The 12952-nt window shown below is 44.7% G+C and carries 13 protein-coding genes; 7 read left to right on the forward strand and 6 right to left on the reverse strand.

Annotation, left to right across the window (positions count from 1 at the left end; genetic code table 11):
• Nucleotides 1-9 precede the first annotated feature (9 nt).
• Entirely contained in the window at nucleotides 10-273 is a 264-nt protein-coding gene (locus L1D23_RS04790) for a monovalent cation/H+ antiporter complex subunit F (protein WP_239865396.1), read from the forward strand.
• Nucleotides 270-566, forward strand: coding sequence for a monovalent cation/H(+) antiporter subunit G (gene mnhG / locus L1D23_RS04795; protein ID WP_239864537.1), 297 nt, complete (start codon nucleotides 270-272; stop codon nucleotides 564-566). The genes L1D23_RS04790 and mnhG overlap by 4 nt, the downstream gene beginning before the upstream one ends.
• 63 nt (nucleotides 567-629) lie before the next feature.
• Here mnhG and L1D23_RS04800 read toward each other — a convergent pair whose 3' ends face one another.
• Together L1D23_RS04800 and L1D23_RS04805 are read right to left on the reverse strand one after the other, a co-directional pair.
• Nucleotides 630-1670 carry a hypothetical protein gene (locus tag L1D23_RS04800; protein WP_239864539.1) on the reverse strand — a complete coding sequence of 347 codons (1041 nt, stop codon included), beginning with the start codon at nucleotides 1668-1670 and terminating at the stop codon, nucleotides 630-632.
• A 52-nt stretch (nucleotides 1671-1722) separates the two neighbouring features.
• A complete protein-coding gene (locus L1D23_RS04805) occupies nucleotides 1723-2772 on the reverse strand; it encodes a hypothetical protein (protein WP_239864541.1) in 1050 nt (349 codons plus the stop codon).
• Nucleotides 2773-3179: 407 nt separating this feature from the next.
• Between L1D23_RS04805 and L1D23_RS04810 the strand changes: the two genes are divergently transcribed.
• The 3 genes from L1D23_RS04810 to L1D23_RS04820 all read left to right on the forward strand — a co-directional run bounded on the left by L1D23_RS04810 (nucleotide 3180) and on the right by L1D23_RS04820 (nucleotide 5820).
• A complete protein-coding gene (locus L1D23_RS04810; RefSeq protein ID WP_239864543.1) occupies nucleotides 3180-4001 on the forward strand; it encodes an AraC family transcriptional regulator in 822 nt (273 codons plus the stop codon).
• 71 nt (nucleotides 4002-4072) lie between these two features.
• A complete protein-coding gene (locus L1D23_RS04815) occupies nucleotides 4073-4663 on the forward strand; it encodes a GNAT family protein (RefSeq protein WP_239864545.1) in 591 nt (196 codons plus the stop codon).
• A gap of 149 nt (nucleotides 4664-4812) precedes the next feature.
• Nucleotides 4813-5820 carry a Gfo/Idh/MocA family oxidoreductase gene (locus L1D23_RS04820; protein WP_239864547.1) on the forward strand — a complete coding sequence of 336 codons (1008 nt, stop codon included), beginning with the start codon at nucleotides 4813-4815 and terminating at the stop codon, nucleotides 5818-5820.
• A 24-nt stretch (nucleotides 5821-5844) separates the two neighbouring features.
• Here L1D23_RS04820 and L1D23_RS04825 read toward each other — a convergent pair whose 3' ends face one another.
• Entirely contained in the window at nucleotides 5845-6453 is a 609-nt protein-coding gene (locus L1D23_RS04825) for a LysE family translocator (RefSeq protein ID WP_239864549.1), read from the reverse strand.
• Between the two features lie 161 nt (nucleotides 6454-6614).
• On the opposite strand from L1D23_RS04825, the gene L1D23_RS04830 reads away from it, so the two are divergent.
• On the forward strand, nucleotides 6615-7172 hold the full coding sequence (locus tag L1D23_RS04830) for an XRE family transcriptional regulator (protein WP_239864551.1): 558 nt from the start codon (nucleotides 6615-6617) through the stop codon (nucleotides 7170-7172).
• A 57-nt stretch (nucleotides 7173-7229) separates the two neighbouring features.
• Here L1D23_RS04830 and L1D23_RS04835 read toward each other — a convergent pair whose 3' ends face one another.
• Together L1D23_RS04835 and L1D23_RS04840 are read right to left on the reverse strand one after the other, a co-directional pair.
• Nucleotides 7230-7823 (reverse strand): cysteine dioxygenase family protein, encoded by a 594-nt coding sequence (locus tag L1D23_RS04835; protein WP_081261434.1) that lies wholly within the window; start codon nucleotides 7821-7823, stop codon nucleotides 7230-7232.
• Between the two features lie 246 nt (nucleotides 7824-8069).
• Complete coding sequence (locus L1D23_RS04840) at nucleotides 8070-9980, reverse strand: methyl-accepting chemotaxis protein (RefSeq protein ID WP_239864553.1); 1911 nt, start codon at nucleotides 9978-9980, stop codon at nucleotides 8070-8072.
• Nucleotides 9981-10350: 370 nt separating this feature from the next.
• On the opposite strand from L1D23_RS04840, the gene L1D23_RS04845 reads away from it, so the two are divergent.
• Complete coding sequence (locus L1D23_RS04845) at nucleotides 10351-11970, forward strand: methyl-accepting chemotaxis protein (protein WP_239864555.1); 1620 nt, start codon at nucleotides 10351-10353, stop codon at nucleotides 11968-11970.
• 61 nt (nucleotides 11971-12031) lie between these two features.
• Here the strand turns inward: L1D23_RS04845 and L1D23_RS04850 are convergent, their stop codons facing one another.
• Complete coding sequence (locus L1D23_RS04850; RefSeq protein ID WP_239864557.1) at nucleotides 12032-12871, reverse strand: MalM family protein; 840 nt, start codon at nucleotides 12869-12871, stop codon at nucleotides 12032-12034.
• Between the last annotated feature and the right edge of the window lie 81 nt (nucleotides 12872-12952).

Here is a 12952-nt window from a genome sequence, read left to right on the forward strand (position 1 = left end):
TGGTTATCAATGAGTATCACGTTTGCCTACCTAGGTTTATTGCTCAGCGTCGTCATGGCGTTCATTCGTTTGATTCTCGGGCCAACATTAGCAGATAGAGTAGTCGCACTTGATCTGATTGCATTTATCACTATAGGTTTCATTGCTGTTTACACGTTAGACAGCGGACAAGCGTCATTGTTGGATGTCGCTATCACACTCGGCTTGGTCGCTTTCCTAGGTACGATTGCCTTTGCAAGGCTGATCTTCAAAAGAAAAGAGGACATGTCATGAACATTACTGTTGTAATACTACTCTGTCTTGGCACCCTGTTTATTTTAATCGCCAGCCTCGGAATTTTGCGAATGCCCGATTTATACACGCGAATGCACGCAGCGACCAAAGCAGGGACTGTTGGTTTAGCTTCACTGCTATTAGCCGTCGCAATTGCAATACCGGATGTTACGGTCGTTTCAAGAGTCATTGGCACCATGCTATTTATTTTTATCACTGCACCTGTGGCTGCACACTTGCTCGGTAAGGCAACCAGAGAAAGTGGTTACCAAATCTGGCGCAAGAAAAATTAAACCGCAGAGTCTCCCTTTTCTTTATAACGCACTCTGCCTCGGTCACAACACCTCCAGTGCATATCAAAGCAGTTGTTGCAGAAAAGCCAGTTGCTGCTCTTCCTGCTCTGTCATTTGGTACTCTTCATCCGTCAGCGTACCGGAATCAAAACGACCAACAGGGTAGCTCTCGGCATCGCTCTGTCCATAACCTGCTTTTTCTCCAGGGTGACCTGACATACGTTCAATCACCACATCACGTAGCTCTAGATCGATCTCGCCCTCTGGCAAGACTCGTTTAAACGCTTTTAAATCCACTGTTTGCTCACCTTCTGACAATCGTTGCTTCTCAACTAAAGATGCAATGGCTTTACCGCCTTTCTGATAGAGGTTCGCACGGAGTCTGAATATGCCTTCTTTATCGATTTGTAACGTGACCGGAATCTTCATATCAGGCCCCTGAGCATATCCTTCTGATACTGACACCACGCTCGCTACTGAATGATATAAACGAACATCGGCACTAACAATATCTTCTCCTCGTTCAAAGTCGACACGTGCGATTAGTCTCAGTTCTTCTGGCCAATCTTTACCCGGCGTGATTTGCCACTGCATTTCATCCGCAGGCAATGTCGTTAGGGTTTGCTGCGTGGCAACAGAAACGACATCCAATGAAGCGCCAAGTACGGCTTGCTGCGTTTTGAGCTCAACCAGTATCAGTTCAGGGTAGAAGTGCCGGAACTTTTTAATGCTCAACGAAGCCGTTGATTTGCCGTCCAATATCGGAGTTTCAACCACTTCAAATGCATTCCAGTTCAAGTAAGGACTGCTCTCATTAACTATCGGTTGAGAGTATGATGGATATTGAAGAATTTGTTGATGTTTGATGGCCACCTGCTTTAACTTCAATGCCACTGCCTTCGTCTCGATAGAGTTTGCTCTCTCTGTCGAGGCCTGCTTTGAAACAACAAAGCGATTGTCCCCTTCAGGAAGGGGAGCAGCATCATGGCCCACTTCTCCCCTAGGCTTGGCGTATTCGGATGTCTCAACGGGGTTTGGCCAAAAAATGAAGCCTGCTGCTGTCAACGCAGTGATGAAGCTGAATACCCATAACTTAGTCTTCATAAGGTTCTCCAGAAAATCAGGGCTGAGACGTCCTACCCAGCCCTGCATACGATCAGTTTAGGCCAACCGCAATTTCAGACATGGTGTCTTTATTAGACCCTTGTACGTACAAGTATTTGGTTCCCCACCAGCCATTTTCCTTGTAAGTTGTAACCCCGACAGATTGGCCATTGGCTAGTGTCACATCCGTCACACTGGAGGTGACTTCCCCTTTGTGTTTAGGGCCCACAACATCACTGTGGCTGTAGTCGTCTCCCATGATCAAGGGATAGTGCTCAGGCATAAAGTTAGAGACGCCTTTGCTTTGAGAAGCTATCTTGCCGTTCATCGCTAAACTTGTTGAACAGCTGTCGTAACTTCCTGACTCTGCTGCGCCACAAGCGGAATGCGCCGCCACAACACCATCATCATTGCCGGGAAGAAAAGCGGAAGTCGTTTTGAAATAGTCGGTCCCGTTCCCAATAAATCGAATTCGTGGAATGCGGTGCTCTGACAGACGCGCTATCTGGCGTGCATTGGAGACTTTTAGATCATTGAGTACACCTGAGTTTTCCTGATTAGGCATTTCCCCCAGCCACAGTGAAATCGCGTAGCGCATCGCACTGTTTGCCCAGCCTCCCCCTTCGATGATGTTGACCACAATATCCCCAAGTTCAGAGCCGCCACCAGCACCAGCGAAATCGTAGGTAGCGACAACATTGAGAGGCTCTAACCCAGCGTTAGTCAGCCAGTTTTCCTGATTATCTAGCAGGTATCGTGCAACAAGATCGCCAGCAGAATGCGTCACAAAAATACACCCTGACTGGCAGGTTCCATTGCGAGACAGCTCTTGGAGTTTAGGCCAAGCGTATTCGCTGGAGATTTTGCCTTCAACACGTTCATAAGCAGGCCAGTCAATCCGAGCGTCAGCGTATTGGAGCCAGTACTCTTTCCAGTAATCTTCACCTTCCAGTTCAACCTGAGCAGCATTAGGTTTGGACTGTAATTGATCCGATTGAAAGCCGTGAATCAGCACGACCTTGTAGTTTCCTATGGCAGCATGTGTGAAACTAGAAAACGCAATTGCCACTGCAATGGAGGCAATCTTTGTCATTATTTTCATGATGTTATTAACCTTTTCGTCCTGAAATTAGCGTTATTTGCTTTGTCATCAGCGAGCAAAATTCCAAACATCGAAACCACTTTTGCTCGTTAAATAGGATTAGTCTTCGGCTCTCTTTTATTCAACTCATCCGATGAGAGCCTTTGCACTAGGTTAAAAAAACAACACATGAATGTTAACAATTTGAGATCTAAGACAGATTTACAATAACTATTGATATGAATTTTATTGCTTATCGTTTAAGTGTCACTAAAACGACATGTTTTACTGATATGAGGATCAACCCAATAAACGCATAACTATCCGGAATAATTGACTTTTTATACCATACTGATAAGTAAGAGCACTTTGCTAGGTTGCCGTGTTATCACGTAGACTGTTTAGTAAACCCCTAAATTAAATATGCCATGATTACTTGGAAACAACCGCTGCAAGATTTCGAATGGTTAATACATCAAGTCTGGTATCTGGAGCTAGAGGCAGACGATGTCATCACGCAACAACCAAGGCTCATTCCCAATCCAAGGGCTCATTTGCTCTTTACGCCGGATGAACAAAAGTACAGTTACGACAGCGGCATAACTAAATTTAAAGGTAAAGGGAGTCACCTACTTTCGGTGAGCGATCAGTTACTGTCATTAGACGACTCTGCTCCACTAAAACGTATCGGTGTCACTTTCAGGCCCGAGGGGCTGTACCTACTCAATTCTTCTGCCGGTCATCATCTTAACCAATGCGGCTGGCCTACTTGGTTGGATACGTTTTTCGGGCCCGCACTCCACAACCAGCTATGGCAATCGAATGACAAATCACATCTGCTTGACGTATTTCATCAACATTTCCACCAGCTCAACCTAAACAACAAAAAAGACCGCGCTATCTCTATTACACAGCAAGCGACCAAAATGATAGAAAATCGCCTATCCGACTGGAGTATCGAGCAGATTGCCGACCAATGTGCATGTTCTAGAAGAACCTTAGAAAGGCACTTCAAACAAGTTACAGGGCTAAGCGTAAAGCAATACCTTACGATGATGAAACTGGAAGAAATTGTGTTGTCTATCTATGAGCAAGATGCAGAGCCCGACTGGTCTGAATTTGCACAAGCATTTGGTTTTAGTGATCAATCACATTTAATCCGCCAACTCAAACATCAGCTCAATCGGACACCAGCTAAGTACCTCAAAGACCGAGACCTCACCATCGATATCTACGGGGACTTCGAATAACACTTGTCGCAAATATCCAATTTTCGGCGCAGATGTTGATCTACCATGCTGAGCAAATTGAGAGGTACACAATGACATACAAAAAACTAAAACGTGGTGAATCAATCTCCTTTGGCGACTCACTAAACATCAAACTGATTCAACGCGAAGATTTAAACGACATCATCCCAATGCTTAACGACCACGAGGTCAACGCCTACTTGTTCTTTGCTCCCGCAGAGGAAAGCATGTTTCACGCGTTTTTTACCCCAATCATTGAAAACACTGAACACGCAATAAACAAAAGTAATTGGCCAGACAGCCCAACATTTGTCATTCGAGACAAACAAGGCCACTACATGGGTATGTGCGGATTATCTAAGGTGATGTTTCTCGAAGGTAACTACGAAGTCGGGTATCAACTTCCCGTCCACGCATGGGGCAAAGGGATCGCTACTCGTGCCTGTCGTTTGCTCACCGATATTGCATTTAACGAGTTAGGTAGCCACAAAGTCAGTGCCGACTGCTATGGCGCTAACACAGGTTCGTACAAAACGATGGAGAAATGCGGTTTTACCTTTGAAGGTCGCCAAATTGACTACTACAAGGTTGAATCTGGATTCGACGATAAAGTGTATTACGGTATAACGGCTAAGCAGTATTGGGCACTAAACAAGTCCTAAAAACAACCTAGGTAAAGGTGCGCGCTCACCTCAATCTATAGCCGCCGACACCGGCGGCTTTCCCATTCAGTCCAACCACTTCTATTTGACCTAAACCCGTGCTCATCGCTAGTATCAGCCTCACAAATACTAGAATGATAAAAATTAATATGACAGAACAAAAAGTACGTTGGGGCATTGCCGGGCTGGGTAAAATTGCACATCGATTTGCCGCCGATCTCACTCAGCATGTCGACAACGCTTGTCTATATGCCGTCTCAGCCAGAGATGAACAACGCGCTGATGCTTTTGCCCAGCAATATCAGGCTGAGCACACTTATTCTTCTTATCAAGCCATGGCAGAAGACCCAAATGTTGATGCCGTATACATTGCGACTATCCATCCGTTTCACAAAAGCATGGTTGAACTGTTCTTAGACCATGGCAAGCATGTTCTGGTTGAAAAGCCAGCGTTCACTAACACCCAAGACTGGGACGACATGAAGGCACTGGCAGATAAGCAAGACCTCTTGCTCATGGAAGCAATGAAGTCAGTGACTTTTCCAGCTTACCGAGCGCTACGGGATTTCATTCAAAAAAACAGTATTGAGATAGAATCAATCGAAGCGGCGTTCGGCAACTGGCATGAATTTGATGTTCAACAGCAAATTTTTAACCCTGATTTATGCGGCGGTGCGACTTTAGATGTCGGTGTTTATGCGCTCTGGCTATACGCGGATCTTTGCCAGCTCAAACAGAGTGAGATCCAACCACCATCGGTGACCTATCAGAAGCACAACAATGAATCCAAGGTAGACGAAACCGTAGAGTTTACGTTTAGTCACAGTATCCAGGGTAAGATTGGCGCTTCAATCAGCCAAAACCTAAAACGCGTCGCGACAATACGTGGATCAGATGTCGAAATTGTTATCCAAGATAAGTGGTGGAATCCAACCGTCATTGATGTCACGTACAAAGGTGAACATACCCAGATCTCACACTTACCTGCAGGCGGTGGATTTGAGTTTGAAGCTTCTCATTTATCCCAGCTGATCATTGATGGTAAATCGAGCTCGGACTTTGTTCCTCATGAAACCAGTCGCCAGGTGATTGCTCTCATGGAGCGAAGCCTAAAAGACAACGGATTCTCGCACTTACTTCACGCCTCTCATCAATAGTCATCATAGCGCCAAGCTTTTCATTCAGAATTGCCCAATGATCTCTCCAACCACAGGTAAGACAGAGATGACGAGTAGCAACGCCATCAGCTTATTGAAAGCTTTCAAATAGGCTGGTTTGTCTAAGTATCGGCGTAACGAAGAGCCAAACACTAACCACACGCCAACACAAGGAAACGAGGCAATAAAAAACATCGAGGCGATGGTCAGGTTTTGAGTCATATACCCTTCACCTATTGTCGTAAATGCGGATATCGCACCAATTGCCACCACCCAAGCTTTGGCATTGACCCACTGAAACAAAGCTCCATTTAGAAAACCGAGCGGTCGATTTCGAGCTTTCTCAGCACTCACACTGTCAGCCATGGCGATCTGCAATGCGAGATATAAAAGATAAAGCGTTCCCATGACTTTGACCGCCAAAGAAAGCTGAGGGAACAAAGAAAAAATTTCGCCAAAGCCCAGCCCTACCAATAGCAACATCAAAGTAAATCCGACACAAATACCGGTTAACAGCGGCAAGCTGCGTTTTACTCCAAAATTCAGTCCAGATGTCATCACCATGATGTTATTTGGCCCTGGGGTCACTGAAGATGAAATGGCAAACAAAGCGACAGAGAGTAGATATTCCATAATAAAAACCTCGACGTTTATTGGTTACTACCACCGAATGCAACCGAGAATAAACATTATAATGAACGAATGAATTTTATAATGAACACCAGAAAAACGTTTGTCAAATCATGCTATCGTTTTTTATAATGAACGGAAACACACTGACCAGAGAGAGCGTTGTGGATCAAAGTAAACCGCCAATCGAACAAATCGCTGCCACTCTTAATGCCGAAAGGTTAAATGCTGGCTTAAGTATCGCTGAGGTCGCAAGACGCGCTAACATCGCGAAATCGACGCTCTCACAACTTGAAAATGGTGTTGGAAACCCAAGTATTGAGACGCTCTGGTCCATCTGCGTTGTCCTTGATATTCCTTTTTCTCGTCTAATCGACACACCAACTCCAACGACCAAAGTCATTCGCTACGGTAAGGGAGTGAGCGTGTTTTCGGAGCAAAAGGATTACCAAGCCGTGTTACTCGCAGCCAGCCCAGCGAATGTGTGCCGCGACATCTATTGGATTGAAGTCAAACCCGGTCAACCATTTATCTCGGAGCCTCATCACCCGGGTGTGGTAGAGCATGTGGTTATTGTCAAAGGCCGAGCGAAACTAGGGTTGCAATCGGACCCTCATGAACTAGAGGAAGGGGATTACATTTCCTACCCCGGAGATTTGCCACATATGTTTGAAGCGTTGGAAGAAGATACACGAGCAATGTTGATTTCAGAATATCGGTAGAAATGAAAAGGCGAGCAACATGGCTCGCCTTTCGCATTATTAGCTGTCAGTTCGATATCAAATTTCATAGAACCAAGAATCTTGCTGCAAATCCAGCAGCTCTGGCTCGCCCCCTTCAAGCTGGTACAAATGGAACTGTTGTAACGGCGGAGAGTAGACATGCAGCGTAACCAGAGGCTCATCATCAGCCTGCAAATTGGAAATTTGGTGAATATCGTTATCTTTGCTAACAGTCACGCTACCTTGCTGGTAATGGGAGGATTGAGACGCGTAAATATGGCCGTTCGCTGCCGTTTCAAATAAGGTCTCTGTTGCTTCACCATGCAGTACACGCACTCCACAGGCGGTATTTAAGTGGTCATGAATTTTGCTTCTCTGACCATTTAGCCAACTCAATATGAGCACTTCGCAATGGTCATTTTTAAACAGACGCTTTCGACAGTAACTGTCTTCATCAAAGCTGGCTAATGCCTTTATTTCGGTGTCATTCAAAGCCACGTTTTCAAGTATGAATCTTATCGTTGCAAGCGACAGTGGTTTGTTAGACAACTTAATTTGCTCCATAAGCTCCTGAAAATTAAGTCGGTAGTCGCTATCAAGTAACGCAGCCAGAGCTGGAGCTTGCTCCTGAGTTATCGCTGAGTGTCGCAAATTGTCCTCCTCACACATCCTGTTATGTTTTGGCAAGTCGCCTAATGTCTATTGGTGATGGACGAGTAGACAACAAGATGCATAAAAAGTATCACATAGAAGTGCTGTTCGTAGAATGTTGTCACGAATTAACAAGTAATTAACAAAACACCCAATTGCTTTATTGAACCTGTCTCAGTCATACTTTTACCAGAAACGAAAAGGGCCTTGCGGTTAAGCAAGGCCCTTGTTAGGTTCTCTTCAATGCTATGACAGCTTGAATCGACTGACGATACTCGATAAATGAGCATTGATATCAGCAATACTGTGCGCATCTTCAAGTGCCCGTTGACCATTACTATCGAGTTCACCCACGATGTCATTAATCGCACTCATGTTACGGCTCAGCTCCTGCGTGACACTACTTTGCTCTTCAGCTGCGGTCGCAATTTGCGTGCTCAGATCATTAATCTCTGTCACGAAGTCAGTCATCACATCAAGACTTTCAGCTACTTCCCCTGCGCCTTCGGCTGTCTGACCGCATTTTGCTTTGGTGGAATCCATAGAATCAACAACTGATTGGCTACCTCGAAGCAAACTAGCCAATGCGGATTCAATTTCTTCGGTACTGTCTTTAGTTCGGCTCGCGAGTTTGCGAACTTCATCAGCAACGACCGCAAAACCACGCCCTTGTTCACCAGCACGAGCAGCCTCAATGGCGGCGTTCAGAGCCAGTAAGTTGGTCTGCTCGGCAATATCGCCTATGACACCCAAAATAGTATTGATACCATCCGTTTCCGCCGCCATCTTGTTCACATTCTCTGAAGCGACACTGACATCATCGACCAAGTCCTGAACATTGCTCTGTGCCTGAGTGACTGTCACCTTCGATGCTGAACCCGCTTCGTTAGCTTTATGCGTCAGCTGAGCCGTATTCGCCGCATCTGTTGCCATCGCTTCAGCGGTAGAGTTCATTTCTTCTATCGCCGTCACCACTTGCTCTGTTTCCTGTACATGGCTTTGGAGAATGGAGGAGTTACGCTGACTCTGATCACGCATACGATCTACACTGCCGTTCAACTGGTTAGTCGCTTCGCTGATTTCCAACATCATGGTTTGCAAACTAGCAATAAACTTATTCACACCTTCCGAAATTTGGCCTAAATCGTCATTCGTAGTCACTGTGATACGTTGTGTTAAGTCGCCATTACCTTCACTCAGCCCTGCGATGGTTTCTTTTAACACTAAAATAGGACGATACAGTACCTGCATGACAAGTAACGCAACAATAATACTGATCACCGTCGCAATCACTGCAGTAAAGATGGCCGCTTGCTTAGCGGACGCAAGATCAGCAAAGGCGATGTCTTTGTCCAGACCGACCACAAAATACCACTTCTTGCCCGCAATATTGATTTCATGGGAAAAGAACAGTTTTTCGATCTCTCCTTCATGGCCATCGTAAACAACATCCGTCTTCCCTATTGTTTTATTGGCGACAGTATTAAGCCAAGGGTATTTGTCTGTCTTGTTACCGGCCTCCACATCATCCATTGATGAAGCCAGAATGGTAGTATCACTATTTAGTATGACAGCAACCGCTCCAGGAATGTTGTTTGCACTCTTAGCAATCTCATTAAGGAAACCCAGCTGCATATCCACAGAAATCATGCCACTTAATGTCTTACGGACAATCGACACCCAATACTCACTGCCCTCACTGCCTTTATAAGGTTCAGTAATTGATGTCGTGGTACTTTGCCGCCCTGCCTGATACCAGCCCCGAGTGGTCACATCCCCATCAAACTTGTGGTTAGGCCATGAGCTGGCTTCTTGGTTCCAATACGCGTCACCATTAGTAAAGGCAACGACAGAGCTATTCAAATTAGTGGCATTAGCAATGACATGAGTGAGCTCAATAAAATCGTCAGGCGTACCCGTTATTTCTTTACTTTCAAAGTGCTTACCCAACTTCTCTAAACCACCAACCTTCTCTCCTAGTTGATCCGCTATCTTTTGTGCTTGCCCTTTCACGTAGCTTTGGTTTGAGGCGGTAATTAACTCCACCAGCGTCTCTTCCTGCTTCACATAAGCGACATAACTTGAAACAGATACAGATATGACCACCAGCGCAATAATGGAAATGAGCAATAGCTTTTTAAAACCTAGATTTCTCATCTCTTTTCATCCTATACACATTAATTTCATTATTCATAAGCTTTTCATACACCACTTCACTAGAGGCAACCGCAATCTAATAAATAGGTTTATTAATAGATTGTGGTAGGAATATGACCAAACACCAAATTCAATAACTCATTGAAACGACATTAATGCATTCACAGCAACGATATAATCGCAATATGTGAACCTATGCATCAAACAAAATGATTCTCCGTTGCTTTACCTTGATCCAGCTCACCACTCATTAAGCAACCAAATGAATATTATTTATTCATGACAAGAATCAATTTTCATCTCCAAAACATTGAATAGCCTTTCTGTTCACCTTCAAAATGAAAACACAAACTATAAAAATGGCTTAACAATGAAACTCAGCGACCTCACTATCAAATATAAACTGGCGACCATAGTGGCTCTGGCAATAATTTTTATCGCTATGGCCTGTATCTATAATTTGATCCAGCAAAGGGAATCTTCCATGAACGAGCGAGAAGACAAGCTCAGTGCTCAAGTGGGAGCGACTATCAGCCTAGTTCAGTACTATTACGATCAGAGACAAGAGATCGGAGAAGAAATCGCTAAACAGCAAGCGTTAAATGCCATCAAGGCATTGCGTTACGACAAATCAAACTATTTTTGGATTCTAAACCAACAAATGCAAATTGTTATGCATCCAATTAAACCTGCATTAAATGGGCAAAATGCCAAGAGCTTCACAGACGGAGCGGGAAAGTTCCACTGGCGAGAAATGGTCTCCATTTCTCAAACCAGTGCACAAAAAGGGTTTCTAGACTATCAATGGAAAAGCCCCCAAGGCAAGCTTAAGGATAAGATCTCCTATGTTCAACTGTTCCCAGAATGGGGTTGGATTGTCGGTTCGGGTTTACTAGTTTCTGATATTCAGGAGGCTTTTTATGCCCTTGCTCTGAAAGAAGCGTTTGTCGCTGCTATCCTTTCAGCCATCTTACTCGGCATGGGCTATACCATTTCAAACAATATTATTACGCCTTTATATCGGTTGATCGATAACACTCATAAAATTGCCGATGGCGATTTACGAGTTCGTATGAGTATGTCGAGAAAAGATGAATTGGGAGAGATGAGCCAACAAATCGACAAGATGCTCAGCAAACTGCAAGGGACATTACGCACCGCACACCAGTCAGCAGAACAATCCAGTGCCATGGCCTGCAATATTGCTCAAGCCAGTGAAGAAGCAGCGACCAGCGTTAATTCTCAGCATGCCCAGTTAGAACTACTTTCTACCGCGATGACTGAGATGAGCGCGACTATTTCAGATGTGGCAACCAATGCAGAAAACACCTCGGTAAGCACCAATAAAGTGGTCGAACATGCTCACCGTAATGATCAAACCATGCAAACCACTTCACACACTATCGCAGAAGTCTCTCGCAATATTTCCACCGCTCACGATTTGGTAACGGACCTGCAAACTGGCGTTAATGAGATCAGTAATGTAGTTGGGGTTATTCGCGATGTCTCAGAGCAAACCAACTTATTGGCATTAAACGCCGCCATTGAAGCAGCACGAGCGGGTGAACAAGGCCGAGGATTTGCGGTTGTCGCCGATGAAGTACGTAATCTTGCCAGCCGAACACAAAACTCGACCAATGAAGTTCAAATGACCATTGAAAAACTCATCGAACAAGCAGGCAGAACCTTTACGGCAATGCAAAGCAGTAATGAAAAAGTCGACGAAAGTGTTGCGGCATCAACGAAAACACGTGAACAGCTTGATGTCATCGTCAATGAGATGCAAAACGCAAATGATATGGTCGCTCAAATTGCCGCGGCGTCTGAGCAGCAAAGTACCGTTGCTACAGAAATGAACGAAAATGTGTCCGGTATTCATCTGGCAGCGAATGAAGTGCTTCAAGCATCCCAGTCACTCGCAGAAGATAGCCAACTGATGGCGAATACAGCAGAACATCTCACAGCTCAGCTCAGGTACTTTAAAGTCTAACTTCTGCTCGAAAAAGCCGCAGCCAGACGCCTCTAGCTGCGGCTTTTTAAACCATTATTTTTTACTTCTTCGCGTTTACCGCTTTAACGAAAATTTCTTGTGCACCTTCAACATTTAGTGCTTTTGCTTCTTCTAGCAAACTAATGGCTTTGTTTAAATCATTCGACTCTACCGCAGCGGTAATCGCCTGATGGTAGTATTGTTGAGTTTCTGGCTGCACAACTTCAACACTATTCGCCATTACTGGTTTGGTGTTAGTCTCTGTTGAGCTTGAGGATCCCAACTGCTTAAATAAGCCTAAACGATCAATTGAAACCTCAATTTTGCCATACTCAGAGTTTGGAATGGCAATATCTTTTACTTCAGGCAGGTAGTTTCCGCGCCCTTCCGCATCTAATCTCGCAGGATGAGCAACTAGTGTCGCTTTGCCTAATTCACTCTTATCAGTGTAAACAATCAGGTAAACGGATTCAGTATGGGTTGGGGGGAAGAAATCAACCTCTGCGACTAGGCGGTTACCAAGATTTAGGCGTGGTTTAGTGTATTCAAATTTTTCGCTTCCATAGTTCTCTAGCTCACGACCATTTTTATCAACAATTATCGCTCTAGGCACAAACGCCGTATCCTCAATCATACTGGTGATAGTAATTGAGAACTCACCACGGTCTGCAGGTAGCTTAAACATCGCAACAGGGCTATTGATGTCTTGGTATTTGAGCTTCTGAGACTGTGGGGTAATTTCTACGATGGTGCTACTTGGTAACTTCATCGTCACAGCCTGCAACGCAGAGATTGAGTCTACTTGCTCAGCTTGTGCAGTTTGAACTTGTTGGATTACTTCTGGGGATTGGCAGCCTGCTAGTGCAACACAGCCACTAAGGACAAGGGCACGAAAATACATAGGGTATTCCTTATTTTATTTTTTTAAATACTCAGGGGAAAAGTGCTTAAAAAAATAGCCGACAATTGTCGGCTATCATAA

Source organism: Vibrio sp. Isolate24 (genome assembly GCF_022398215.1).
In the GTDB taxonomy this organism is placed as follows: domain Bacteria; phylum Pseudomonadota; class Gammaproteobacteria; order Enterobacterales; family Vibrionaceae; genus Vibrio; species Vibrio coralliilyticus_A.

Excerpts from the sequence above, each read along its gene's own strand:
- L1D23_RS04790 (WP_239865396.1), top strand. The coding sequence starts at position 10 with ATGAGTATCACGTTTGCCTACCTAGGTTTATTGCTCAGCGTCGTCATG.
- mnhG (WP_239864537.1), top strand. The coding sequence starts at position 270 with ATGAACATTACTGTTGTAATACTACTCTGTCTTGGCACCCTGTTTATT.
- L1D23_RS04800 (WP_239864539.1), bottom strand. The coding sequence starts at position 1,670 with ATGAAGACTAAGTTATGGGTATTCAGCTTCATCACTGCGTTGACAGCA.
- L1D23_RS04805 (WP_239864541.1), bottom strand. The coding sequence starts at position 2,772 with ATGAAAATAATGACAAAGATTGCCTCCATTGCAGTGGCAATTGCGTTT.
- L1D23_RS04810 (WP_239864543.1), top strand. The coding sequence starts at position 3,180 with ATGATTACTTGGAAACAACCGCTGCAAGATTTCGAATGGTTAATACAT.
- L1D23_RS04815 (WP_239864545.1), top strand. The coding sequence starts at position 4,073 with ATGACATACAAAAAACTAAAACGTGGTGAATCAATCTCCTTTGGCGAC.
- L1D23_RS04820 (WP_239864547.1), top strand. The coding sequence starts at position 4,813 with ATGACAGAACAAAAAGTACGTTGGGGCATTGCCGGGCTGGGTAAAATT.
- L1D23_RS04825 (WP_239864549.1), bottom strand. The coding sequence starts at position 6,453 with ATGGAATATCTACTCTCTGTCGCTTTGTTTGCCATTTCATCTTCAGTG.
- L1D23_RS04840 (WP_239864553.1), bottom strand. The coding sequence starts at position 9,980 with ATGAGAAATCTAGGTTTTAAAAAGCTATTGCTCATTTCCATTATTGCG.
- L1D23_RS04845 (WP_239864555.1), top strand. The coding sequence starts at position 10,351 with ATGAAACTCAGCGACCTCACTATCAAATATAAACTGGCGACCATAGTG.
- L1D23_RS04850 (WP_239864557.1), bottom strand. The coding sequence starts at position 12,871 with ATGTATTTTCGTGCCCTTGTCCTTAGTGGCTGTGTTGCACTAGCAGGC.